At 71.1% G+C, this 23,734-nt stretch carries 25 protein-coding genes, 1 pseudogene and 1 riboswitch; of the genes and pseudogenes, 14 read left to right on the top strand and 12 right to left on the bottom strand.

Translation table 11 applies throughout. The annotated features are described in order from the left end of the window. Positions 1-5: 5 nt before the first annotated feature. Positions 6-1,403 (top strand): alpha-lytic protease prodomain-containing protein, encoded by a 1,398-nt coding sequence (locus OG975_RS44410; RefSeq protein ID WP_406335390.1) that lies wholly within the window; start codon positions 6-8, stop codon positions 1,401-1,403. Between the two features lie 24 nt (positions 1,404-1,427). Here the strand turns inward: OG975_RS44410 and OG975_RS44405 are convergent, their stop codons facing one another. The 3 genes from OG975_RS44405 to OG975_RS44395 form a co-directional block, all read right to left on the bottom strand. Further along, a complete protein-coding gene (locus OG975_RS44405) occupies positions 1,428-1,616 on the bottom strand; it encodes a hypothetical protein (RefSeq protein ID WP_330309455.1) in 189 nt (62 codons plus the stop codon). 141 nt (positions 1,617-1,757) lie between these two features. Further along, positions 1,758-2,453 (bottom strand): L,D-transpeptidase family protein, encoded by a 696-nt coding sequence (locus tag OG975_RS44400; protein WP_406335388.1) that lies wholly within the window; start codon positions 2,451-2,453, stop codon positions 1,758-1,760. A 139-nt stretch (positions 2,454-2,592) separates the two neighbouring features. Further along, positions 2,593-3,975 carry a PLP-dependent aminotransferase family protein gene (locus OG975_RS44395; protein ID WP_406335387.1) on the bottom strand — a complete coding sequence of 461 codons (1,383 nt, stop codon included), beginning with the start codon at positions 3,973-3,975 and terminating at the stop codon, positions 2,593-2,595. A 60-nt stretch (positions 3,976-4,035) separates the two neighbouring features. Between OG975_RS44395 and OG975_RS44390 the strand changes: the two genes are divergently transcribed. Then, positions 4,036-5,436: a pyridoxal phosphate-dependent decarboxylase family protein gene (locus OG975_RS44390; RefSeq protein WP_406335385.1), complete on the top strand. Its 1,401-nt coding sequence runs from the start codon at positions 4,036-4,038 to the stop codon at positions 5,434-5,436. A 33-nt stretch (positions 5,437-5,469) separates the two neighbouring features. Here OG975_RS44390 and OG975_RS44385 read toward each other — a convergent pair whose 3' ends face one another. Further along, positions 5,470-6,276, bottom strand: coding sequence for an SDR family NAD(P)-dependent oxidoreductase (locus OG975_RS44385; protein ID WP_406335383.1), 807 nt, complete (start codon positions 6,274-6,276; stop codon positions 5,470-5,472). A gap of 50 nt (positions 6,277-6,326) precedes the next feature. On the opposite strand from OG975_RS44385, the gene OG975_RS44380 reads away from it, so the two are divergent. Beyond that, positions 6,327-6,866 (top strand): hypothetical protein, encoded by a 540-nt coding sequence (locus tag OG975_RS44380; RefSeq protein ID WP_327434148.1) that lies wholly within the window; start codon positions 6,327-6,329, stop codon positions 6,864-6,866. Positions 6,867-6,868: 2 nt separating this feature from the next. Here OG975_RS44380 and OG975_RS44375 read toward each other — a convergent pair whose 3' ends face one another. From OG975_RS44375 to OG975_RS44365, 3 genes are all read right to left on the bottom strand, one after another. After that, complete coding sequence (locus OG975_RS44375; protein ID WP_406335382.1) at positions 6,869-7,783, bottom strand: SDR family oxidoreductase; 915 nt, start codon at positions 7,781-7,783, stop codon at positions 6,869-6,871. Between the two features lie 113 nt (positions 7,784-7,896). Then, the gene (locus tag OG975_RS44370) at positions 7,897-8,526 is read right to left on the bottom strand and encodes an MBL fold metallo-hydrolase (protein ID WP_406335380.1); all 630 of its coding nucleotides are present in this window, start codon (positions 8,524-8,526) and stop codon (positions 7,897-7,899) included. Then, on the bottom strand, positions 8,526-9,611 hold the full coding sequence (locus OG975_RS44365) for an S-(hydroxymethyl)mycothiol dehydrogenase (RefSeq protein WP_381260889.1): 1,086 nt from the start codon (positions 9,609-9,611) through the stop codon (positions 8,526-8,528). The genes OG975_RS44370 and OG975_RS44365 overlap by 1 nt, the downstream gene beginning before the upstream one ends. A 193-nt stretch (positions 9,612-9,804) precedes the next feature. Between OG975_RS44365 and OG975_RS44360 the strand changes: the two are divergent. From OG975_RS44360 to OG975_RS44350, 3 genes and pseudogenes are all read left to right on the top strand, one after another. Continuing rightward, a pseudogene (locus tag OG975_RS44360) lies at positions 9,805-11,149 on the top strand (MBL fold metallo-hydrolase); the annotation flags it as partial. Further along, a complete protein-coding gene (locus tag OG975_RS44355) occupies positions 11,149-11,502 on the top strand; it encodes a rhodanese-like domain-containing protein (protein WP_381260987.1) in 354 nt (117 codons plus the stop codon). The pseudogene OG975_RS44360 and the gene OG975_RS44355, both read left to right, overlap by 1 nt. After that, a complete protein-coding gene (locus tag OG975_RS44350; protein ID WP_406335378.1) occupies positions 11,499-12,245 on the top strand; it encodes a sulfite exporter TauE/SafE family protein in 747 nt (248 codons plus the stop codon). Before OG975_RS44355 ends, OG975_RS44350 begins: the two co-directional genes overlap by 4 nt. 36 nt (positions 12,246-12,281) lie before the next feature. On the opposite strand, the gene OG975_RS44345 is transcribed toward OG975_RS44350, so the two are convergent. Then, positions 12,282-12,569, bottom strand: a complete 288-nt coding sequence (locus OG975_RS44345) for a metal-sensitive transcriptional regulator (RefSeq protein ID WP_406335377.1) — start codon at positions 12,567-12,569, stop codon at positions 12,282-12,284. Between the two features lie 81 nt (positions 12,570-12,650). Here OG975_RS44345 and OG975_RS44340 point away from each other — a divergent pair, with 81 nt between their 5' ends. The 3 genes from OG975_RS44340 (at position 12,651) to OG975_RS44330 (ending at position 16,640) form a co-directional block, all read left to right on the top strand. Further along, positions 12,651-13,217, top strand: coding sequence for a rhodanese-like domain-containing protein (locus OG975_RS44340; RefSeq protein ID WP_406335376.1), 567 nt, complete (start codon positions 12,651-12,653; stop codon positions 13,215-13,217). A gap of 146 nt (positions 13,218-13,363) precedes the next feature. Then, positions 13,364-15,118 carry an ABC transporter ATP-binding protein gene (locus tag OG975_RS44335; RefSeq protein WP_406335375.1) on the top strand — a complete coding sequence of 585 codons (1,755 nt, stop codon included), beginning with the start codon at positions 13,364-13,366 and terminating at the stop codon, positions 15,116-15,118. Positions 15,119-15,275: 157 nt separating this feature from the next. After that, positions 15,276-16,640, top strand: coding sequence for an MFS transporter (locus OG975_RS44330; RefSeq protein WP_406335374.1), 1,365 nt, complete (start codon positions 15,276-15,278; stop codon positions 16,638-16,640). Positions 16,641-16,709: 69 nt separating this feature from the next. Here the strand turns inward: OG975_RS44330 and OG975_RS44325 are convergent, their stop codons facing one another. Continuing rightward, the gene (locus OG975_RS44325) at positions 16,710-17,003 is read right to left on the bottom strand and encodes a hypothetical protein (RefSeq protein WP_406335372.1); all 294 of its coding nucleotides are present in this window, start codon (positions 17,001-17,003) and stop codon (positions 16,710-16,712) included. A gap of 171 nt (positions 17,004-17,174) precedes the next feature. Between OG975_RS44325 and OG975_RS44320 the strand changes: the two genes are divergently transcribed. Beyond that, positions 17,175-17,540 carry a nuclear transport factor 2 family protein gene (locus tag OG975_RS44320; protein WP_406335371.1) on the top strand — a complete coding sequence of 122 codons (366 nt, stop codon included), beginning with the start codon at positions 17,175-17,177 and terminating at the stop codon, positions 17,538-17,540. Positions 17,541-17,564: 24 nt separating this feature from the next. Here OG975_RS44320 and OG975_RS44315 read toward each other — a convergent pair whose 3' ends face one another. After that, positions 17,565-18,137 (bottom strand): MarR family winged helix-turn-helix transcriptional regulator, encoded by a 573-nt coding sequence (locus tag OG975_RS44315; protein WP_406335370.1) that lies wholly within the window; start codon positions 18,135-18,137, stop codon positions 17,565-17,567. A 58-nt stretch (positions 18,138-18,195) separates the two neighbouring features. Here OG975_RS44315 and OG975_RS44310 point away from each other — a divergent pair, with 58 nt between their 5' ends. Continuing rightward, the gene (locus OG975_RS44310; protein WP_406335369.1) at positions 18,196-19,065 is read left to right on the top strand and encodes a hypothetical protein; all 870 of its coding nucleotides are present in this window, start codon (positions 18,196-18,198) and stop codon (positions 19,063-19,065) included. 5 nt (positions 19,066-19,070) lie between these two features. After that, a riboswitch (ZMP/ZTP riboswitch) is annotated at positions 19,071-19,157 on the top strand. A gap of 21 nt (positions 19,158-19,178) precedes the next feature. Then, the gene (locus OG975_RS44305) at positions 19,179-20,027 is read left to right on the top strand and encodes a bifunctional 5,10-methylenetetrahydrofolate dehydrogenase/5,10-methenyltetrahydrofolate cyclohydrolase (protein ID WP_406335368.1); all 849 of its coding nucleotides are present in this window, start codon (positions 19,179-19,181) and stop codon (positions 20,025-20,027) included. Positions 20,028-20,037: 10 nt separating this feature from the next. Here OG975_RS44305 and OG975_RS44300 read toward each other — a convergent pair whose 3' ends face one another. Together OG975_RS44300 and OG975_RS44295 are read right to left on the bottom strand one after the other, a co-directional pair. Then, positions 20,038-21,012: a CU044_5270 family protein gene (locus tag OG975_RS44300; RefSeq protein WP_406335367.1), complete on the bottom strand. Its 975-nt coding sequence runs from the start codon at positions 21,010-21,012 to the stop codon at positions 20,038-20,040. Further along, entirely contained in the window at positions 21,005-21,568 is a 564-nt protein-coding gene (locus OG975_RS44295; protein ID WP_406335366.1) for an RNA polymerase sigma factor, read from the bottom strand. The genes OG975_RS44300 and OG975_RS44295 overlap by 8 nt, the downstream gene beginning before the upstream one ends. 105 nt (positions 21,569-21,673) lie before the next feature. Between OG975_RS44295 and ctaD the strand changes: the two genes are divergently transcribed. Continuing rightward, the gene (gene ctaD / locus OG975_RS44290; protein WP_406335365.1) at positions 21,674-23,359 is read left to right on the top strand and encodes a cytochrome c oxidase subunit I; all 1,686 of its coding nucleotides are present in this window, start codon (positions 21,674-21,676) and stop codon (positions 23,357-23,359) included. Further along, the gene (locus tag OG975_RS44285; RefSeq protein ID WP_406335364.1) at positions 23,356-23,709 is read left to right on the top strand and encodes a hypothetical protein; all 354 of its coding nucleotides are present in this window, start codon (positions 23,356-23,358) and stop codon (positions 23,707-23,709) included. The genes ctaD and OG975_RS44285 overlap by 4 nt, the downstream gene beginning before the upstream one ends. Positions 23,710-23,734: the final 25 nt, after the last annotated feature.

The following is a 23,734-nucleotide window of genomic DNA, read 5'->3' as shown; positions in this document are numbered from 1 at the left end:
CATGGATGAGGCACGCACGACGACGGATCGTCCGACGGGGGGCGCGACTCGCGGCCGTCGGCGGGCTGCTCTGCGGAGGGCTGATGGTGACGCACGCGATGGCGAGCGAACCGTCCGACACGTCGCGTGCCACGGAGAGTTCGGCGCAGGCAGCCGCCGATACGGGCGCCTCCCTGGTATCGAGCCTCGGCACCTCGCGTACCGCCGGCAGCTGGATCGCCGCCGACGGGCGCCCGGTCGTCGCGGTGACCGACTCGGCCGCGGCGGCGGAGGTGAAGGAGGCGGGTGCCCGCGCGAAGGTCGTGCGGCACAGCATGCGGGACCTCAAGTCCGCGACCGCGAGTCTGAGTTCGGCGCCCCGGGTGCCGGGCACCGCATGGGCCGTGGACTACACGAAGAACGAGGTGGTGGTGCAGGCCGACAGTACGGTCTCCGCCTCCGACTGGTCGCGTATGACGCAACTCGCGGACGGCATCGGGGACTCCGTACGCATGCAGCGGACCCAGGGCGCGTTCACCACGCGGCTGAACGGCGCGCAGCCGATCTTCTCGACCGGCGGGCGCTGTTCGGCGGGCTTCAATGTGACCAATGGGCAGAGTGAGTTCATCCTCACGGCCGGGCACTGCGGCCCGGCAGGATCCGTCTGGTTCGCCGACAACCGGGGCACTCAGCAGGTGGGCCGGACGATCACCACGGCGTTCCCCGGCAGTGACTTCTCCCTCGTGCAGTACGACAACGGTCAGCAGACCACGGCCGGGAGCAATGTCGTGGCCATCGGCGGCGGAAACGGCGTACGCATCACCGGCGCCGCCGATCCGACGGTCGGCCAACGGGTCTTCCGCAGCGGCAGCACCAGCGGGCTGCACGACGGGAAGGTGACCGCGCTCAACGCCACGGTCAACTACCCGGAGGGCACCGTCACCGGGCTCATCGAGACCACGGTGTGCGCCGAACCCGGCGACAGCGGCGGCCCGATGTTCTCCGAGGGCATCGCACTCGGAGTGACCTCGGGAGGCAACGGGGACTGCACCGCCGGCGGTACGACGTTCTTCCAGCCGGTCACCAAGGCGCTGACGGCGCTGGGTGTGCAGCTCGCGGGGCAGCCGCAGGCCTCCGCCGGCGGTGCGGCCCAGACCTCCCCCGCTCCGTCGCTCTCGGCTGCACCCTCGGCGTCTCAGGGCGCGGCGGTCGCGCCCGGGTCGGCCGCGCCGGGCGCCGTCGAGCCGGTGGGGACGACGGGCGACGCCCAGACGCTCGTCTCCCGGCTCACGAACCCCCAGAATGTCGGTCCGGGCCTGCTGATCATCGCGGGAAGTCTGATCGCCCTGGTGGCGACGCGGTACATCCGCACGGAACAGGACCGCAAAGCCTATCGGCGCCAGTATTCGCAGAGTTGGGGCTGAGAGTCGGGGCTGAGATCCGGGTGGTCACGCCGCCTGCGTGGGCGACTCCAGGGAGGCTTCCGCCCACTCCAGGACGAGCCGCTGGTACTCCCGCCGCTGCTCCATGTTCAGCGTCCCGCCCGTCCGGAACCAGAGGGCCCGGATCTCCTCGTTGACCTCGGCGGCTGAGCGCTCAGAGTCGCTTTCAGGAGTGGTGGACATGGTGTGAATCATACGGGCCTTGGCGTGAAGGTGATGTGAGTAAAGGTGCGCCCCCTGACATTACGGACCGTGAAGCTCATCACTCACGAGGACGGCGTCCTCGACGAGTTGGGCGAGCGGGAGCTCCGGATCGGCACCTGCGGCCGGGTGCCGTCAGGTGCCCGGCTTGCGGCCGTACACGAAGACGTCGTCGCCGGTCTTGAGCAGTGACCAGTACTTCTTGGCGGTGGCGTTGGTCATGTTGACGCAGCCGTGCGAGCCGGGCGGGTTCCACATGCTGAGGCCGACCGAGTGGAAGGCCTCGCCGCCGTCGAAGAACTGGCTGTAGGGCATGGGCACGTTGTAGATGTCCGAGACGTGGTCGATGTCCCGCCAGTAGATCTTCTTCAGGCCGGTGCGGGTCTCGTATCCGTCGCGTCCGGTACGGACCGGCACCGGACCGTAGACGAGCCTGTCGCCGTCCTGGACCCAGCTGAGCTGGAGTGTCAGGTTGACGCAGGCGATGCGGCCCTTGTTGACCGGGCACTTGCCGTCCTTGTTGGGGTTGTTCCCCACGGCCTTCTGCTTGTTCATGAGGTCCATCACGCCCCAGGTGACGGGTCCCGCGTACCCGATGTTCGGGGTGATGCCGTGCTTGGTCTGGAAGGCCTGGATCGCCTTGCAGTCGGCGGTGGACTGCCGGCCGTCGACCGGCCGGCCGAGGAACTTCTCCACCTGCTTCTGGTACGGGCCGGTCTGTGTCGTGCAGCTCGCGGCCTGCGCGGGCGTCGTGCCCAGCGCGAGGGTCAGCGGTGCGAGCAGTCCGGTGATCCCGAGCGCGACGGCTCCTCGTCGGCGTATGTCCCCCATGGCGGGCCTTCCCTTTCGTACTTTCTCCGATATCTGCCTGCTAGACCCGCATCGGGGTGTATACGTTGTAGGGCTGACGACGCTGCGACCAAACGGTGACATTGGCCCGTCCTGCCGGGCTTCTCCCTGGCTGCGACGGCTACCGCAGCAGCCCCACCGCCCGCGTGAGCACGTCCGGCGTCGCGGTGAACGGCAGCCGCAGGTGGTGTGTCAGCGTCGCCCGGTCCACGGCGAACAGCGGACCCGGCGACACCGCGAGCCCCCGTTTCGCAGCGCGTGCCGCCAGCTCCGTGGCCGTCGTGTCCCCGCCGAGGTGCAGCCAGAGCGAGAGTCCGCCGTCCGGGAGGGTGTACGTCCAGTCCGTCTCCGTGAGGAGTCCGGCCAGGTGGTCGCGCTGGGCGCGCAGCCGGCTCCGGCGGTCGACGAGGACCTCGTCGAGCCCGTCGCCTTCTCCTTCGTGCAGCAGCTCGGTGGCGATCAGCTGCTCCAGTGGCGGTGGTGAGAGCTGAGCCTGCAGCGGATTGCGCGCCAGCTCGCGTACGAGGGCCGCGCCCGCCCGGATCCAGCCGACCCGGAGGCCGCTCCACAGCACCTTGCTCGCCGAGCCGATCTGGATCACTCGTGCTCCACAGAGATGGGGCTCCGGTCGGGGCGGCGTCCGCAGGTCCAGGTCGCGCATGGTCTCGTCGACGACGACGGTCAGCGCATGGCGTTCGGCGAGGGCGGCGACCGCGGCCCGGGCCGGGGCGGTCATGTGCGCGCCGGTGGGGTTGTGGAAGTCGGGGATGAGATAGGCGAGTTGGGGACCCTTCCCGCGTACGGTCTCGGCCAGGTGCTCCGTGTCCCAGCCGTACGCGGCCGTCACGGGCACCGGCAGCAGGCGGGCCCGGCGCCGCCGCAGGATGGCCAGCGCCCCCGGGTAGGTCGGGCTCTCCACCACGACCGGTGCTCTGCGGTCGGTGTGGAGGTGGTCGAGGAGGAGTGTCAGCGCGGCCTGCGCGCCGGAGGTGACCAGGATCTGCTCGGGGCGGGTGGCCAGGCCCGAGCGGGTGTACCGCTCGGCGAGCAGTGTGCGCAGTCGGGGCAGTCCCGGTGTCGCCACTCCCGAGTCGACGAGCAGGGCCGCGCTGCGCTCGACGGCCCGGCCCACGGCGGCGAGGTAGGCCTCGTGGGGTGCCGCCGTGACGGCGAGGGTCAGGTCGAGGTCCGCGTCGCCCGCGCCGCCCCGGTCCAGTGACCACGGCGTCGTGCGTTCCGTCAGTTGCGCGGGCAGCCGTACGACACTGCCGCTGCCGTGCCGGGTGTGCAGCCAGCCGTCGTCCCGCAGCAGGGTGAGGGCCGTGACGACGGTGCCGCGGCTGAGGTCCAGGGTGCGGGCGAGTTCACGCTCGGACGGCAGCCGGGTCCCGGCCGGGAGACGTCCGTCGACCACCGCCTCGCGCACGGCCGCCGACAGCGACCGCGCGAGCGGGCCCTCTTTCGTACGCCAGGTGCCGAGCGCGGCGGCGAATCCTCTCTGCATTGGTCCAGTTTCCCTCAACTGGACCAGGATTTTCGCCCGCCGCCCGCCTACGCTGCCGCCATGCACCCCACGCTCGCCGACGACCTCCACCGGCTCCCCGAACTGCTTCAGTCCGCCCGCGATTTCGCCGCGCGGGAGGTGAGCGGTCTCGACGAGCGTGCGGTCGCCAACCTCGGCAAGGCGCCCGGCCCCGAGCCCCTTCCGGTCGGCGGAACGGGCGCCGAGGGCGCCCTGGCCCGGTTCGCCGAGCGCTGGTCGCCGGGCTTCTCCGGCTCGGCCGGCCCGCGCTACCTCGGCTTCGTCACCGGCGGCGCCACGCCCGCCTCGCTCACCGGGGACTGGCTGACCAGCGCTTACGACCAGAACGTGTCCGGCAGCGGCGGGTCGTCCGCCGCCGCCCTGGAGCGCGAGACGCTGGGCTGGCTGCGCGAACTGTTCGGGCTGAGCGAGGCGCACAGCGGGGCGTTCGTGAGCGGGGCGACCGTCTCCAACACGGTCGGCCTGGCGATCGCGCGGGAGTGGCTCGGCGAGCGCCGCGGCGTGTCGGTTTCGCGGGAGGGGGTCGGGGCGCTCGGTCCGGTCGACGTGCTGTCCGGCAGCCCGCACTCCAGCGTCGCCAAGGCACTGTCCGTGCTCGGCATCGGGCGGGACCGGCTGCGTCCGGTGCCGGTGCTGTCCGGGAACCGCGAGGCCGTCGACGTCGAGCGGCTCGCCGCCGCCCTGGACGCGCTCGACGGACGCCCGGCCGTGGTCGTGGCGAACGCCGGCACCGTGAACACCGTCGACTTCGACGATCTGCGGGCCATCGCCGCACTCAAGGAGCGGTACGACTTCTGGCTGCACGTGGACGCCGCGTTCGGTGGCTTCGCCGCGCTGTCACCGTCGTACGCGCATCTCGTCGAGGGCCTCGACGCGGCCGACTCCGTCTGTGTCGACCTGCACAAGTGGCTGAACGTCCCCTACGACGCGGCCGTCCAGTTCACCCGCCACCAGGATCTCCAGGTCCGGGTCTTCCACAACGCGTCGCCGTATCTCGGACTCCCCACCGGCGACCCCGACTTCCTGCACCTCACGCCGGAGAACTCCCGTCGGCTGCGCGCGCTCCCGGCCTGGTTCTCGCTGACGGCGTACGGGCGCGAGGGGCATCGCGAGATCGTCGAGCGGAACATCGCGCTCGCCCGGCGTCTCGGCGAGCGGATCGCGGAGGTTCCTCAACTGCGGCTGCTGGCACCGGTCCGGCTCAACGTCGTCTGCTTCACCCTCGCCGACGATCCGAGCGAGGAGCGGGTGCACGCGCTGGCGCGGGAGATCGCCGCCTCGGGTGAGGCCTATGTGACGCCGACGTTCTACGGCGGCACGCACGCGCTGCGGGCGGCGTTCAGCAACTGGCGTACGACCGAGGCGGATACGGACCGGGTGTACGAAGCCGTCACGCGCCACGGCGCCGTTCGACGCCCCTGACACCCGCCGACTCCACTAACCCCCTCGGCTCCACTAACCCCGCTCAACACCATCGAGGCGCTTGAAGGCCTGCTGGAAACCGGTGTTGACCGCCAGCAGGCCGCCGTCCACGCACAGCGTCGTCCCGGTGATCCAGGCCGCGTCCCGGGAGGCGAGGAAGGCGACGGCGGCCGCGATGTCCTCGGGCTCACCGACCCGGCCCAGCGGATACACCTCCGACGCCAGGGCGAGTTGGTCCTCGCGGTCCTCCCACGCCGTGGTGCGGACCGTGCCCGGCGCCACCAGGTTGACGCGCACACCGCGCGGGGCGGCGTGCCCGGCGAGGGTGCGGGTCAGCGACATGAGACCCGCCTTGGCGGCGCTGTAGGCGTGGTTGCTGAAGGACTGGATGCCGTTGACCGAGCCGACGCTGACGATGGCTCCGCGGCCCGAGGCCACCAGGTGCGGGAGCGCCGCGCGGGCGCAACGGTAGGCGCCGGTCAGGGTGAGGTCGAGGTCGCGGGCCCACACCTCGTCGGGCTCGTCCTCGAAGAGCGGGGCGTCGGGGGTGCAGCCGTACGCGTTGTTGACCAGGACGTCGAGCGATCCGAAGGCGTCCACGGCGTACGCGACGGCCGCCTCGACCGTCGTACGGTCCCCCACATCGCAACGGAACGCCTCTGCGCTCCCGCCGAGTTCACGGATCGAGGCGGCCGTCTTCTCCGCCTCGGGCAAGTCCACGTCGGTGACGAGCACTTGGGCGCCTTCCTCGGCCAGTCGTCGCGCGGTGGCCGCGCCGATGCCGCGGGCCGCGCCCGTGATCAGAACCCCGTGACCCTCGAAGCGCCTCATCGCAGTCATGGCAGGGACGGTACTGCCGTGATCGTCCCGGGGACAGATACCGTGCGCCCATGTCCGCGTTCATACAACAACTCCCGGCGCTGATCGGCGTGGTCATCGGTGCCCTCGGCTCGTATCTGGCGATCGTGCGGGGCGAGCAGGTGCGGTTCCGTCGCGAACAGGCCACTCGCTGGGAGGAGCGGAGACTCGCGGTGTACTCCGACTACGCGAGGTCCCTCAAGAAGGCCATCACCCTGACGTACCGCGTCGCCGCCCACCTCGGGAACGACCCTCACCCGCACCCGTTGTCCCCCGAGGAGGCCGCCCCTCTCCTGGCCGAGGCCACCGTCGGCCGGGACCCGGCCGGCGAGGCGCTGTTGCTGCTGGGCACGCAGGAGGTGGTGGACAAGGCGCGTCTGTGGGTCCTCTCGGTCATCGACATGGAACGGTTCCTGAGCGATCGCGTCCACGATCCGGGGGCATGGCAGGTCCTGCTGGACCGCCAGCGCGCCGGGCGCGAGGAGTATTACGCCGCGGTCCGCCGTGACCTGGCGCTCCCGCCCGGCCACTCGGCGCGCTGGGAGGTCCCGCCGCCCCAGGTACGCGCCTGACCTCAGCGGTAGTCCGTGGTGTCCGCCGGCTTGCCCGCGTCCTGGACCTCGACCAGGTAGCGCCAGGCGTCCGGGCGGCTGCCGTCGCGGTCGGTGAAGCCGTACACCTGGGCGAGCCGGCCGCTGGAGAGCGACTCCCCGTTCCAGCGCGCGACGTCCGGGTCGGCGGCGAGGGCGGCGACGGCGCGGCCCACGTAGTACGGGGTCTCGGAGATGGCGAAGTGCGGGACGCGCTCCAGGGCATCGCGCCAGTTCGCCTCGGTCACACCGAAGTTGTCGAGCATCATCTCGGAGCGCAGCCAGCCGGGGGTGAGCGCCACCGCGGTGGCTCCGCGCGGGCCCAGCTCCTGTCCGAGGGCGAACGCCATGCGCAGGACGGACGACTTGGCCAGGTCGTAGAAGAACGAGACGCGGTAGGTGTTCCGGTTGTACTCGGCAGTGCCGTCGGTCATCTCGACGACCAGGCCGCCCGGTTGGCGCAGCAGCAGGGGCAGCGCGTGGTGGCTGGTGATCGCGTGCGTCTCGACGGCGAGGCGCAGGAGGCGCAGGCCGTGGTCGAGGTCGTGCTCCCAGACCGGGGTGTCCCACTCGAAGAGCTTTTCGCCGCCCCAGATGTCGTTGACGAGGATGTCGAGGCGGCCCTGTTCGTCCGCGATGCGTGCGACCAGGGCCTGGACCTCGGACGGGACGAGGTGGTCGGTGGGGACCGCGATGCCCCGGCCTCCCGCCGCCGTGACGAGGTCCGCGGTGTCCTCGACGGTCTCCGGGCGGTCGTACTCCGAACGCCGCTCGCGTGTGCTGCGCCCGGTGACGTAGACGGTGGCACCGGCCGCGCCGAGCTCCACGGCGATCCCGCGACCTGCTCCGCGGGTCGCGCCCGCGACCAACGCGACCTTGCCCTCCAACGGCTCTGACATGTCCGGCCTCCGTGCTCGTAGCGCTCACGGGCTGCCTCCGCCCATGTGTCCCTACGAGCGTGCCCTAGAAGCCGGACACCTTCTGTCAGGATTCTGACCGCCGTTCCCTCGTGTCAGTGACCGCGCGCGATCCACTCCTCCAGATGCGGGGCCTCGGCGCCGATCGTGGTCGAATCCCCGTGTCCCGTCCGGACGACCGTGTCGGCCGGGAGGCCGAGCAGCCGCTCGCGGATCGACTCGACGATCGTCGGGAAGTGGGAGTAGGAGCGTCCGGTGGCTCCCGGGCCGCCCTTGAAGAGCGTGTCGCCGGTGAAGACGGCGCCCAGGCCGGGGTCGTACAGACACACCGCGCCCGGCGCGTGGCCCGGGGTGTGCAGGACGGTCAGGTCGGCGCCGGCCGCCTCGATCACCTGGCCGTCGTGGAGCCAGGCGTCGGGGAGGCGGTCGGGGTGGGTCACCTTCCACAGCGGCAGGTCGTCGGGGTGCAGCCAGATCTTGGCGCCGGTGCGCTCGGCGAGGGCGGGCGCGGCGTCGATGTGGTCGTTGTGGGCGTGGGTGCACACGATGGCCCGCAGCCGCCGGTCCCCCACCGCCTCGGCGATGGCGTCGGCGTCGTGGGCGGCGTCGATGACGATCGCCTCGTGGTCGTCGCCGACGATCCAGACGTTGTTGTCGACGTCCCAGGTGCCGCCGTCGAGCGAGAACGTGCCGGAGGTGACGAGGTGTTCGATGCGCACCGTCATCACAGCATCACCACCGAACGCAGCACGTCGCCGTGGTGCATCCGCTCGAAGGCCGGCTCCACCTCGTCCAGGGCGATCGTCTCGCTCACGAACGCGCCCAGGTCGAGGCGTCCCTGGAGATGCAGGTCGATCAGCATCGGGAAGTCCCGGGAGGGCAGGCAGTCGCCGTACCAGGACGACTTGAGGGCGCCGCCGCGTCCGAAGACGTCGATCAGCGGCAGTTCGAGCTTCATGTCCGGGGTGGGTACGCCGACGAGCACGACCGTGCCGGCCAGGTCACGGGCGTAGAAGGCCTGCTGGTAGGTCTCCGGGCGGCCGACGGCCTCGATGACGACATCGGCGCCGAAGCCGCCGGTCAGCTCGCGGATGGCCTCGACCGGGTCGGTCTCGCGGGAGTTGACGGTGTGGGTCGCGCCGAGCTTCTCCGCGGTCGTGAGCTTCCGGTCGTCGATGTCCACGGCGATGATCTTCGCCGCGCCCGCGAGCCGGGAGCCGGCGATCGCCGCGTCGCCGACGCCTCCGCAGCCGATGACCGCGACCGTGTCGCCGCGGCCGACGTTCCCGGTGTTGATGGCGGCTCCGATGCCGGCCATGACTCCACAGCCGAGCAGTCCGGCCACCGCCGGGGAGACGGCCGGGTCGACCTTGGTGCACTGTCCGGCGGCGACGAGGGTCTTCTCGGCGAAGGCGCCGATGCCGAGGGCCGGGGACAGCTCCGTGCCGTCCGTGAGCGTCATCTTCTGCTTGGCGTTGTGCGTGTTGAAGCAGTACCAGGGACGACCGCGCAGACACGCCCGGCACTGTCCGCACACCGCACGCCAGTTGAGGATGACGAAGTCGCCGGGCGCGACGTCCGTGACACCGTCGCCGACCGACTCCACGATCCCGGCTGCCTCGTGGCCGAGCAGGAACGGGAAGTCGTCGTTGATGCCGCCCTGCTTGTAGTGCAGGTCGGTGTGGCAGACCCCGCACGCCTGGATCTGCACCACGGCCTCTCCGGGCCCGGGGTCCGGCACGACGATGGTCTCGACACGCACCGGCTCGTTCTTGCCCGGTGCGATCACGCCCCGTACTTCCTGCGCCATGTGAGTAAGCCCTTCCATGGGTCGACGTTCCGTCAACCGACCCTACGGCGTGACCGGCCGGTAGAAGGCCAGGTGACCGCGGTCCGCCGCGTACCCCACCCCACGAAAATATACCCCCGGGGGTACCTCTGCTACCGTGGATATATACCCCCGGGGGTAATTTCCCGGGGTCCACGAGGAGAGGAGTGCTGCCGTGTTCTTCGTCGACACCATCGAAGTGCCGGGCCTGGGCAACCGCAGCTATCTGGCGGGCGGCCCGGAGGGCGCCGTGGCGGTCGATCCGCCGAGGGACGTCGACCGGGTGGTCGCGGCCGCGGCCCGGCGGGGCGTGCGGATCACGCACGTCGTGGAGACGCACCTCCACAACGACTACGTGAGCGGCGGCCTGGAGCTGGCCCGGCTCACCGGGGCGCTCTACCTGGTGCCGGGCGGCGCACGGGTCGCCTTCGAGCGGGTGCCGGTGGCCGACGGGGACCGTGTGGAGGTCGACGCCGGGCTGACCCTGCGCGCGCTGGCCACGCCCGGACACACGCCGCACCACACCTCGTACGTCCTGGAGGAGGCCGGGCTCGCGGTGGCGGCGTTCACCGGCGGTTCCCTGCTCATCGGCACGGTCGGGCGGCCCGATCTGGTCGAGCCCCGGCTGACCGGGGAGCTGGCCCGCGCACAGCACGCCTCCGCGCACCGGCTCGCCGCCGAGCTCCCGGACGACACCGCGGTGCTGCCCACCCACGGCTTCGGCAGCTTCTGTTCCGCCGGGCACGCCTCGGGCGACTCGACCACCATCGGGCAGGAGCGCGGCAGCAACGAAGCGCTGGTCAAGGACGTCGACACCTTCGTCGCCGAACTGCTCGCCGGGCTCGACGACGTGCCCGCGTACTACGCGCACATGGGCCCCGCCAACGCCGGGGGCCCCACCCCGGTCGACCTCACCCCGCCCGCGCTCGCGGACGCCGAGGAGATCGCCGCCCGGCTCTCCGCCGGTGAGTGGGTGGTGGATCTGCGCAACCGGGTCGCGTTCGCCGCGGGCCATGTCACCGGGTCCGTCAACTTCGAGGCGGACGGCTCGCTCGCCACCTATCTGGCCTGGCTGCTGCCGTGGGGCAAGCCGGTCACCCTGCTCGCCGAGTCACCGCGCCAACTCGCCGACGCCCAGCGGGAGCTCGTACGCGTCGGCGTCGACCGTCCCGCCGCGGCCGCCGTCGGCTCGCCCGGCGGCTGGGTGCGCGAGGGCGAACGGCCGCGCTCCTTCCCGCGCGCCACCTTCGCGGACCTCGCCGGGGCGTACTCCGGCGAGACCGTGATCCTGGACGTCCGGCGCGATGCCGAGCGCGCCGAGGGCCACATCGCGGGTTCCGTGCACCTCCCCGTCCACCAGCTGCGCGACCGCCTCGGCGAGATACCCGCCGGAACCGTCTGGGTGCACTGCGCCGGAGGCATGCGGGCAGCCATCGCCGCCTCGCTCCTCGACGCGGCCGGCCGGGATGTCGTGGCCGTGGACGACGCCTTCGCCGCCGCGGGCGAGGCCGGTCTGCCCATGGCGCGGATCACTCCGGCCGAGGCCCGGGACCGCACGGGCCCCGGCACCGATGCCGTACTGCTGGACGTCCGCGAGCCGGACGAGTGGGCGGACGGGCACGCGCCGGGTTCCGTGAACGCCCCGCTGTCCGCGCTGGCGGCCGGCGCCGCGCTGCCTCCGGCCGCCCAGGACCGTCCCCTCGTCGCCGTGTGCCGCTCCGGGAAGCGCTCCCGGGAGGCCGCCGCGCTGCTCGCGGCCCGCGGCTTCGACGTGGTGGACGTCATCGGGGGGATGCGGGCCTGGGCTCAGGCGGGCCTGTCCACGGTGACCGCGCCGGGCCAGGGGCACGAACACGGCGGACCGGCCGCGTGAGTGTCCTGATCCTCGCTCTCCTCGCCGGCGGCGTGATCGGGCTGGCGCTCGGTGCGCTGGGCGGCGGCGGCAGCGTACTGGCCGTACCCGCCCTGATCTATCTGCTCGGCTTCAGCGCCGCCGCGGCCACCACCGCGAGCCTGGTCATCGTCACCGTCACGTCCGCGACCGCGCTCACCGCGCACGCCCGGGAAGGCGCCGTGCGCTGGCGTGGCGGCGCACTGTTCGCGGCTGCGGGACTGGTGCCCGCGGCCCTGGGCGGAGCCGTCGCCGGACATCTGCCGTCCGGTCTGCTGACCGCCGCCTTCGCGGTGGTCGCCGCCCTCGCGGCGGTGCGGATGCTGCGGCCTTCGGCCACCGTGCCCGATGCGGCGCCACCGCGTCCCGGACTGATCGCCGGAACGGGCGCGGGGCTCGGCGCGGTGACCGGTGTGCTGGGGGTGGGCGGCGGCTTCCTCGCCGTACCGGCCCTGGTCGGTGTGGTGGGTCTGCGGATGCGGGCCGCCGTCGGTACGAGTCTGCTGGTCATCACCGTGAACTCGCTGGCGGCGCTGGCTGCCCGCGCCGGGACGGCCGAGAGTCTCGACTGGTCGGTCGTCGCGCCGTTCGCGGGCGCCGCGATCCTCGGCGCGTGGGACGGCAGGCGACTGGCGGCCAAGGTGTCCGGCGGCATGCTTCAGCGGATCTTCGCCTGCGTCCTGCTGGCGGTGGCCCTGTTCATGATGGTCGACGCCGTCGTATGACGACGGCACGCCATGAGCCGGCACGCCAGTGAGTCGTCACGCCAGTGACAGGAACAGCTTCTCCAGCCGGGCGCGCATCGCGTCCTTGTCCTCGCCGTTCTTCATGCCGTCCTCGACGTCGGTCAGGCACTGCTGCAGACCGGTGGCGATGATCGCGAAACCGGCCCGGTCCAGCGCGCGGGAGGCGGCGGCGAGCTGGGTGACGACTTCCTCGCAGTCGCGCCCCTCCTCGATCATCTTGATCACTCCGGAGATCTGCCCCTGCGCCCGGCGCAGCCGGTTCAGCACGGACTTCAGCTCGGCACCCGCGAGATCCAGTTCCACGAACACTCCTCTACCCATACCCCTAGGGGTATAGTACTCCGCCCTCCGGGGCACCCTCGAAGAGCAAGGATGACACCCGACATGACAACCCTCCTCTCCCTCGACGCCGACCAGGCCCGCACGCGCCTGCCCGAGCTGACCGTCCTCGATGTCCGCACGCCCGGCGAGTACGCCTCCGGGCACCTGCCCGGCGCCCTCAACATCCCCCTGGACCAGCTGCACCGGGCGTTGCCCGCCCTCAAGGAGGCCACGACCGACCTGCTCGTCGTGTGCGCGTCCGGCGCCCGTTCCGACAGCGCCCGCAAGACGCTCGCCGAGCACGGCGTGACGGCCGCGACCCTCGTCGGCGGCACCAGCGCCTGGGCCGAGCGCGGCCATGAACTGCATCACCCTGCGGCCGGTACGCGCACCACCTGGTCCATGGAGCGCCAGGTCCGCTTCACCGCCGGAAGTGTCGTCCTGGCCGGGCTGGGCCTCGGACTGCTGCACCCTGCCTGGCAGTTGCTCTCCGCGGGGATAGCGGGCGGCCTGGTCTTCTCGGCGGTCACCAACACCTGCGGCATGGCGGCGCTGCTCGCCAGGCTCCCGCACAACCGGCCCCGGCCGGCCGACCTCGACGCGACGCTGGCCGCGCTCGCGGGGCGCTGACACCAGCCGCCGGGTGACGGCGAACCCCCGCTCGTCCTCTCGATGGCCCGGGACTGGCCCACCCTGCACGGAAGTTGAGCGGTTCTCGCTCCGCGTCCGCGCCGACGTAGCCTGAATGCTCCGCACCGACTCCCGCAAGGAGCACCGTGAGCATCACCGCCGCCGAGCCCGAGGTGCCCGCGTGGCGCCTGCTGCTCGAGTACGTTCGACCGCATCGATGGGCGCTGCTCGCGGGCGCGTTGCTGGCGCTCGCGACCGGGGCGACCGGTCTGGTGCTGCCGCTGGTGGCGCGGGGGCTCATCGACGATCTGTCGCACGACCGGCCCATCGGGCGGGCGCTGCTCGGCATGGCGGCGCTGGTGGTCACCAACGCGGCGGTGGGGGCGCTGGGTTCGTATGTGCTGCGGCGCACCGCCGAGTCGGTGGTGCTCGGCGCGCGGCGCGCCCTGTCGTCGTATCTGCTGCGGCTGCGGATACCGGCCGTGGACCGCAGCGAGCCGGGCGACCTGATGGCCCGGATCACCTCCGACACGACGCTGCTGCGCGAGGTCACCACCGATTCCCTGGTGGGCCTCGGGACGGGCGGTCTCACACTCGTGGCGACGGTGGTGATGATGGGCCTGGTCGACGTGGTGCTGCTCGGCGTCACCCTGGGCGTGATCCTGTGTGCGGGGACGGTGCTCGGGGTGATCGTGCCGCGCATCAACCGGGCGAGCAAGCAGGCCCAGGACGCGGTCGGTGTGATGGGCGCCTCGCTGGAGCGGATCCTGGGCGCGCTGCGCACGGTCAAGGCGTCCGGTGCCGAGCACCGCGAGGAGGCGGCCATCCACGCGGCGGCCGAGGAGTCGTGGCGGCAGAGCGTGCGGGCCGCCAAGTGGTCGGCGGCCGCGGGCAACACGGCCGGTCTGGCGATGCAGATCGCCTTCATCACGGTGCTGGCGGTGGGTGGCGCCCGGGTCGCGACCGGCTCCATCGACGTGGGCACGCTGGTCGCCTTCCTCCTCTACGTGTTCTATCTGATGTCGCCGATCCAGCAGGTGGTCGGCGCGATCACGCAGTACCAGACCGGTGCCGCCGCGCTGGCCCGGATCCAGGAGGCGCTGCGGCTGCCCGCCGAACCGGCCGCCCGGCCCGCGCCGTTGCCCACTCCGGGCGCGGAACCCGCGGCGCTCGCCTTCGACGACGTCCGCTTCCGGTACGCCGACGATCTGCCGTACGTCCACCACGGTGTGACCTTCGCCGTGCCGGCCCGCGGCATGACCGCGTTCGTCGGCCCTTCCGGCGCGGGCAAGACCACCGTCTTCTCGCTCATCGAGCGGTTCTACGACCCGGAGGCGGGCGTCGTCACGGTCGACGGCCGCGATCTGGCGCAGTGGGATCTTCCCCAACTCCGTTCCGCCATCGGCTATGTGGAGCAGGACGCCCCCGTCGTTTCGGGCTCCCTGCGTGACAATCTGCTGCTCGGGAATCCGGAGGCCGACGAGGCCGACCTCACGCGCGTCCTGAAGACGACCCGTCTCGACGGCCTGATCGCCCGGCTGCCGCGCGGCCTGGACACACTGGTCGGCCACCGCGGCACCAAGCTGTCCGGCGGCGAACGCCAGCGCGTCGCCATCGCCCGCGCCCTGCTGCGCCGCCCCCGGCTGCTGCTCCTCGACGAGGCCACCTCGCAGCTCGACGCCGTCAACGAGGCCGCGCTGCGCGACACGGTCGCCGATGTCGCCCGTACGACCACGGTCCTCGTGGTCGCACACCGGCTGTCCACCGTCACCATGGCCGACCGCATCGTCGTCATGGACGCGGGCCGTGTCCGCGCCGTGGGCACCCACCGCGAGCTCGTCGCCGCTGATCCGCTCTACGCCGAACTGGCGGCCACGCAGTTCCTGGCTACCGCCGGGTAGCCGCCCGCAGAACGTACGCCGCCGGGCCGGGGACGGACACGGATTCCAGGCCCGGACCATTGACACCCGCGCTACCCACCCGGACACTCAAGCCACTCACAGGGTGAATACAACTTCACTCAGCGAACGAGCCGCTCGCTTTTCCAGGGACTTGAATATGACTTCTCCCCTTATGTCCGGTGTGCAGCACCTGTCTCCCGACCGCCCGTCGCACACCTTCCGCAGCGTCTTCCCCGTTCTGGCGCTGTGCTGGATGGCCGTCTTCTTCGACGGCATGGATGTCAACATCTACGGCGCGGTGATGCCGCACATGCTCGACGACTCCGGGCTCGGGCTGACGCCGGCGAGCGCGGGCACGATCGGCAGCTGGACCACGTTCGGCATGCTCATCGGCGCCCTGACCACCGGGAACATCACCGACTGGCTGGGCCGCCGCCCGATGCTGGTCGCCAGCGTGACGCTGTTCTCCGTCGGATCCGCGATCTGCGCCTCGGCCGGGGACCCCACCCTGTTCGGGACGGGCCGGTTCGTCGCCGGTCTCGGGCTCGGCGGTCTGATGCCGCTGTGCCTGGCCATGGTCATGGAATTCGCCCCGCCGCGCCGCGCGGCGCTCACCACCGGCCTGCTGATGACCTCGTACCACGCGGGCGGAATGTTCGCGACGACGCTCGGGCTGACGCTGGCGCCCGCGGCGGGCTGGCGCTGGGTCTTCTGGGCGGGCGTGCTGCCCGCCGTGATCGCCGTACCGCTGCTGCTGAAGCTGCTGCCCGAGTCGCCCGGCGTGCTGCTCGCCCGCGGTGAGCGCGCGAAGGCCGACGCCGTCGCCGACCGCTACGGCCTGGTCCGCCCCACCCAGGTCGCCGCTCCGGCCGCTGGCGCCGCGGGCCGTCTCGCCGCCGTACGGGCGCTCTTCCGTCCCGAGTCCCGCTGGGCCACTCCCCTGCTCTGGCTGGCCTCCTTCTCGGGTCTGCTGCTCGTGTACGGCGTCAGCACCTGGCTGCCGCAGATGATGCGCGCCTCCGGCTACGGCCTGAGCTCCTCCGTGAGCTTCCTGCTCGTGATCAACGCCGGCGGCATCGTGGGCCTGCTGATCGCGGGCCGTACCGCCGACCGCTTCGGCGCCGTCCGTGTCTCGGCGGTCTGGTTCGTGCTCACCGCGGCGGGCGCGCTGCTGCTCAAGGCACATCTCCCGCTGGGCGTGACATACGCCGTGGTAGCGATCACGGGAGTCTGGCTCTTCAGCGCGCAGGTCATGGTCTACGCCACCGCCAACACCGTCTACCGCGAGAGTGAGCGCGCGGCCGGGCTCGGCCTGGTCACCGGGGTCGGCCGCACCGGCGCCGTCGTCGGGCCCTGGCTGATCGGCTCGCTCGCCGCGAACGGCAACCAGAGCTGGGGCTTCACCACGTTCGCCCTGGCCGGGCTGCTCGGCGCCGCGGCGATCTCGCTCGTCCCGCTGGCCCGGCGCACGAGCCGGCGCGAGCGGGCCTCCGCCGGCGCCGTCGTCACGGCCGACGCGTGAGCGACGGCGAGCCCCGGCAGAACGTGATCGTTCTGCCGGGGCTCGCCCTGCCGCCCGCGTGCTGCCGCGCTACTCGAGCCCGGGAAGAAGCCCGGTGACGGGCGCGGCCAGGTCGGTCACCTGGTGCAGCTGGTTCAGGTCGCTCAGCCGGCTGAGTCCGCGGAGCTGGCGGGAGGGCAGCGGGACATCGGCCTGGTGTTCCGCGGGAATGTCACTCATCGCCAGCGAGTCGAGCTCGGCGATCGGGTTGAGCTTCCCCGCGTTCTGGGCCTCGGAGCCCGCCGCGCTCGCCATCGGCGCGGCAAGGCCCGTGACACCGATGGCGAGACCAACGGCGGCGACCATACGTCGTGTTGAGGTCATGCTTTGAGCAACGGCCCCGGGCCCCCGGCGGACACGGCCCTCCCCCGTCCCTCACCCCTCAGGCGCATCGGGCCGTTGCGCTTGCCGACCGCCCCACAGCGGAGGAGCCTCGAAGGAGAGGCCCTTCGCGGTCCACTCCTCGCTGGGCCGCGGCCTTCCAAGGAGGTCACTATGGGCACTGCGGCATTCCCCACCTTCGACACCGAAGCGCTCCGCCGGGGCATAGAAGGACAGAGTGCGACAGCTCTGCTGTCGCTCTACGCGGACGACGCGGAACTACGTGTCATCGACCGCAACACCCAGCCCAGCCACCCGATGGTCAAACACGGTCGCAGCGAGATCGCCGACATGCTCAACGACGTCTACAGCCGCGACATGAAGCACAAGCTGGAACAGTGCGTCATCCAGGACGACCACGTCGCCTACACCGAGTCCTGCGAGTACCCGGACGGCGTGCGGGTACTCGCCAGCTCGATGATGTCGCTGCGCGAAGGCAAGATCGTCGAGCAGACGCTTGTGCAGGCATGGGACGAGTAGGAAGGATCTGGCCGAGGGTCCAGATCAGATCCCGTCTGACCTGGACCTTTTCGGCGAGCACGGCGATGGGCCGGTCGCGTACGCACCGGACTCGGCTGACAGGACCAGTTTCCGCAGCAGGTCTGCGAGCGTCCGCTTCTCTGCTGGGCTCAATACTGCGAGCAGCGCGTTCTCACCCTTGTCCTCCGACACCACGTGCTGCTCAAACGCGTCGAATCCGGCGTCGGTGAGCCGTACCCGTACGCGGCGACGGTCGCTCCTCTCATGCGTGCGGGTGAGCAGGCCCGCGTCCTCCAGCGGTGCGAGCCGCGCCGACAGGGCGCCCCGGGTCAGCCCGAGCATGTCGGCGAGCTGTGACGGGCTCGCCTCGTAGGGCGGGCCGAGCCGGCGCAGCATCAGCAGCACCTTGAACTGCCAGTGCTGGAGGCCGTCCGAGTCCAGGGTGTCCCGGCGGGCCTGCGCCGCGTGCCGGGCCAGGATGGCGAGCCGGGCGATGATCGCCTCCTTGACCGGGTCCATCCAGTCGAGCTCCTTCGACCAGAGCGCGACGTGCCGGTCGACCGAGTCCGCGGTCGCCGCGTCGGACGGTTCTGTCATGCGGGCCCCCCAAATAGTTTTCTTGTGGATAGTTTTTCGAATTACTACTTTCCTCGCCATGACGAACACCGCAAGCACGATTCGTACGCTCGTATCGCTGGACGAACTCCTGGCCGCTGTACGTGAGTTGAGGATCAGCGGTCGCTGGGAACGCGCGACGAACCTGCTGGACGCCACCGATGTGACCGATCCGCAGGCGCGCGCCCGACTGGCCGTGGCCGCCGCCGAAGTCGCGCTGGAGAGCGACTGGTTCGGTGGAACCGGCCTGGCGCGGACTCGGCTCGGCGCCGCGGAGAAGGCCTTCGAGGAAGCACGCCTGGACGGCCGTTGGGACCTGGACTTCCTGTGGCTGCGCCACGACTACCTCGCTCTGGTGCGTGTCGACGGCGCGTTCCGCGCCGGACCCGACGGCAAGGACCCGGAGGCCCTCGCCGCTCTGCGGCACCTCGCCGGGATCCTGCGCGACCAGGCCCCGGACGCGGTGCGCCGCGGCTGGGCCGAGATGTATCTGGGCCTGATCGCGGACAATCTGTTCGCCGAGCGGGCCGGCGCGCCCGTCCACTACGAGGCCGCCCTGCGCGCGGGCGAGTCGGGGGACGACCTGCTGTCCCGCGAGGCACTGCGCCACCTCGGCGATCACGACCACGACCACGGCGACCACGCACGGGCGCTGGAACGCTGGAACCGGGCGACCACGCTCGGCGCCCGGGCCGGAACCGTCCCCGGCACCCTCTCGATGCAGATGCTCCTGGCGGTCCTCGCCCGCGACACCGGCGACGAGGCCGGAGCCGCCGCGCTGGCCCGGGAGATCGCTCGCTGGGCGGGAGCCATCGGAGCCGTGAGCACCGAGGCGCAGGCCAACGCTTTCCTGGCGGGAGAAGACCCGACGGCACCGCCCGCCGTCCAGGCCGATCGTCCTACGAGCTAGGCTGACCGGCGGGCCGTGACTGGCGCTGAGGTGGAGTACCACCGGGGAGCGGCCTGACGAACGGGTCTTTGCCGCGCGCCTGGGCGATGTGTCAGCAACGCTCAGGAGAGCCCATGTCCCAGGCCCAGCTCATGGACGGCGCCGGTCTCGCGCGCCGCATCGTCGAGGAGACCGCCAAGCGCGCGGCCGGCCTCAAGGACCGTACGGGCATGGCGCCCTGTCTGGCGACGGTACTGGTCGGCGAGGATCCCGCCTCGGTGACGTACGTCCGGATGAAGCAGAACCGCTGCCGCAAGGCCGGTATCGAGTCGCGGCACGTCGCACTGCCCGCCGGCACCACGACGGCCGAGCTGGTCGACACGCTCACCGCGCTGTCGACCGATCCGACCGTGCACGGCATCCTGCTCCAGCACCCCGTCGGGCCGCACATCGACGAACGTGCGGCGTTCGAGGCCATCGCGCCGGAGAAGGACGTCGACGGCGTGACGCTGAGCTCGTACTCCGCGATGAGCTTCGGCCTGCCCGGCTTCGTGTCCTGCACGCCCGGCGGCATCATGCGGCTCCTCGACGAGTACGACGTCGACCCGGCCGGCAAGCGGGCCGTCGTCGTGGGCCGCAGCGCCATCCTCGGCAAGCCGGTCGGCATGCTGCTGCTCGGGCGCGACGCGACGGTGACGTACTGCCACTCGCGTACGGCGGATCTGTCGTCGGTGGTGCGCGAGGCGGACATCGTGGTGGCCGCCGTGGGACGGCCCCGGCTGATCCGCGGGGAGGACATCAAGCCGGGAGCCGTCGTGATCGACGCGGGCTACAACGAGGGGAACGTCGGCGACGTCGACTTCGACACCGCCGTCACCCGGGCCGGGCTGATCACGCCCGTGCCGGGTGGCGTCGGCCCGATGACGATCGCGGTCCTGCTGGAGCAGACCGTGACCGGAGCCGAACGCCAGGCAGGCGTCTGACCGTCGCGGCTCAGCGCATCCACGCCTTGTACGACATCACGTCCCCCGCCTTGAGGCCCAACTCGGGATCGGCCTTGGTGACGGTGTCCTCCAGGCCGAGGACGGCACCGGTCGCCGGGTCCAGGATCAGCATCCGGTGGCTGGAGTGGGCTGTGTCGTCGTACACGTACGCCTGCCCGGGGCGGCCCAGCCGGTCGGTGACCGCTCCGGCCGGGCGCAGCCCCTTCGCGTCGGCGAGGATCCGCGCGAGTGCGGCGTTCTCACGGCTGCCGAGCGTCCAGTGGTCCAGCAACTCGGCTACGGCGTCGAGGAGTTGGGGGGTGTCCATCTCCCCGGTGGTGTCGATCTCTTCGAGGTAGGCGCGCAGCCGCTCGGCGTCGTGCGGCGGCCGTGCCTGGGGCGGGGCGTCGCTCCAACTCGGCGGGTACGTCTGCCTGCTGAGGACATGGCCGTCCTCGACAGTGCGCGGGACAGGGTCGGCGCCAGTGATGACCGGCCTGCCCGGGTGGCGCGGATCGGTCGCGACGACGAGTTCCGTGTGACTTCCGTCCGCCTTCCAGCGCACGACGCGTTCCTCGGGAAGGGTGACCGGCGGCCGGGCCTGGGGACCTGAGGTCATGCTCAGGCTCCAGGCCTGGAAGTGGGTCCCCTGGCGCAGTCTGAGCGCGCTGTCGGATGCCGCCGCGCGGTCGGCGAGCCGGTCCAGGGGTACGGGGGTGGAGCCGGCCTCGACGACCAGCGGGCGCGGGGCGGCCACGGCGGGGGTGGTGGTCGTTCCCGACACCATGAGGGTGAGGGCGGCCACGCCGGCCGCCGCCACGGTCCCGATGCTCCAGGTCCAGCGGCGCAGCCGTCGGGGGCTCTCGCTGTGCAGCAGCTGGTTGAGGCGGCGCTCCGCGTGCTGGTCCAGCGGGCGGTCGTGGAAGCGGGGGTCGCCGGACGGCACCGGGTTGGCGCGGCGCAGCAGTTCGAGTTCGTCAGCCATGGCCGTGCTCCTTCGGGGTGTCGCGGCGGGGCGCTACGGTGCCGGCGGCCACGGTCGTCTCCATGCGGTCGATCTCGGCTCTGAGGCGGCGGCGGGCGCGGTGCAGCCGCATCGCCGCGGCGCGGCTGCCGCAGCCGAGGGCGACGGCGACCTCGTCGACGGCGAGCTCCTCCCAGGCCGTCAGGCGCAGTACTTCCTGGTCGGCGGGGGAGAGCCGGGCGAGGGCCTCGTGCACCCAGTCGCCCGGCGACTCGGTGTCGGGGCCTTCCACCACCTGTGTGCCGTGCACGCTCTCGTCGTTGCCGAGCCGGTCGACGAGCCTGCGACGGCGCCCGTAGCCGCGTACGGCATTGGACAGACAGTGGCGGGCCACCCCGTACAGCCAGGGCAGGGGGGACGGCGGGAGATCGGACCGGCGCCGCCAGGCGACGGTGAAGACCTCCGCCACCACCTCCTCGACATCACTGCTGTGGCCGTCCAGTCGCCGCGCAACGTAGCGGCTGACCGCCCAGTAGTGCTCGCGATAGGCAGCGGCGAAGGTCTCGTCGTTGCTCATGATCCGTAGGTGTCCGGCAGGTCCGTGATCGTCACACCCTCCGATGTGACGCTCGTCGCTTCGCTCCAGTGTGACGGTGGGGCCGGCGCCGGACACAGGCGGGGCATGGAGAGCAACACTGTTACGACGCTGCCCGCACCTGTTCCCGTGCGTGCGCGGCGTCCTGGACTCGCCGCGGTGAAGTGGCTGACCACCACCGACCACAAGACGATCGGCACGCTGTATCTGGTCACGGCGTTCGGGTTCTTCTGCATCGCGGGGGTGATGGCGCTGCTGATGCGCGCCGAACTCGCCCGCCCCGGTCTGCAGATCATGTCGAACGAGCAGTTCAATCAGGCGTTCACGATGCACGGCACCGTGATGCTGCTGATGTTCGCCACCCCTCTTTTCGCCGGTTTCGCGAACTGGATCATGCCGTTGCAGATCGGTGCGCCCGATGTGGCGTTCCCCCGGCTGAACATGTTGGCCTACTGGCTCTACCTGTTCGGCTCGTTGATTGCCGTCGGCGGGTTCCTGACCCCGCAGGGGGCCGCGGATTTCGGCTGGTTCGCGTACGCGCCGCTGTCGGACGCCGTGCATTCACCGGGCGTCGGCGGCGATATGTGGATCATGGGTCTGGCTTTCTCGGGCTTCGGCACGATCCTCGGCTCGGTCAACTTCATCACCACCATCATCTGTATGCGCGCCCCCGGCATGACGATGTTCCGTATGCCGATCTTCGTGTGGAACGTGCTGCTGACCGGTGTACTGGTCCTGCTGGCCTTCCCGGTCCTCGCGGCCGCGCTCTTCGCCCTGGAGGCGGACCGCAAGTTCGGCGCCCACATCTTCGACGCGTCCAACGGTGGCGCATTGCTGTGGCAGCACCTCTTCTGGTTCTTCGGCCATCCGGAGGTGTACATCATCGCGTTGCCGTTCTTCGGCATCATCAGTGAGGTCATTCCGGTCTTCTCGCGCAAACCGATGTTCGGCTACATGGGACTGATCGGCGCGACGATCGCGATCGCGGGTCTGTCCGTGACCGTATGGGCGCACCACATGTACGTCACGGGCGGTGTCCTGCTCCCGTTCTTCTCCTTCATGACGTTCCTGATCGCCGTCCCGACGGGGGTGAAGTTCTTCAACTGGATCGGCACGATGTGGCAGGGGTCCCTGTCCTTCGAGACCCCGATGCTGTGGGCCGTCGGATTCCTGGTCACATTCGTCTTCGGCGGTCTGACCGGCGTGATGCTCGCCTCGCCACCGATGGACTTCCCCGTATCGGACTCTTACTTCGTGGTGGCGCACTTCCACTACGTGATCTTCGGTACGGTCGTCTTCGCAATGTTCTCCGGATTCCACTTCTGGTGGCCGAAGTTCACCGGCAAGATGCTCGACGAACGCCTCGGCAAGATCACGTTCTGGACGCTGTTCACCGGCTTCCACGGCACATTCCTTGTTCAGCACTGGCTGGGTGCCAACGGGATGCAGCGCCGGATTCCCGACTATCTGGCCGTGGAAGGCCTCACGACCCTCAACATGGTGTCGACGATTTCCTCCTTCGTGCTCGGCCTTTCCTTCCTGCCGTTCCTCTACAACATCTGGAAGACCGCCAAGTACGGCGAGAAAATCGAGGTCGACGACCCGTGGGGCTACGGCCGCTCACTGGAATGGGCCACGTCGTGCCCGCCGCCGCGGCACAACTTCCTCACCCTGCCGCGGATTCGCAGTGAATCCCCGGCCTTCGACCTGCACCATCCCGACATCGCCACGGCGGGCATGCAGGGGGAGACGCCAGCGAAGGAACTCCGATGACCGCCATGGACAACCGCCCTCTGCAGGCGCGTGCCCTGATCAGCGAGCTCGAAGGCCACCTCCTCATCGAGGCCACCCGCGCCGAGGGGCGCGCCGAAGCCGTCCGTTTCACGCGTGCGCTGGCCTGGCTGACGGACACCCAGCGGGAGGAGGTGGAGGCGCGCTATCAGGAGAACTACCTGGCGCTCACCCGGCGTTCCTGGGAGCGCACCGCGCAACGCGGCAGGGATTTGCGGGCCGAGTGCGAGGAGCGATACCGCTCTCTGCGACGACGGCTCTGTGCGGGGCTTCTCCTCGGAACGGCCCTCGCGCTCGCGGCTGCCGTGATGATGTCCGTGCCCAACGGCTAGCCGCTCCCGTGAAGTGCCTCTGACC

Source organism: Streptomyces sp. NBC_00203 (assembly GCF_045206325.1).
Taxonomy (GTDB): domain Bacteria; phylum Actinomycetota; class Actinomycetes; order Streptomycetales; family Streptomycetaceae; genus Streptomyces; species Streptomyces lutosisoli.
The sequence above is the reverse complement of the archived record's forward strand: the minus strand, read 5'-3'. Positions and strand labels throughout refer to the sequence as shown.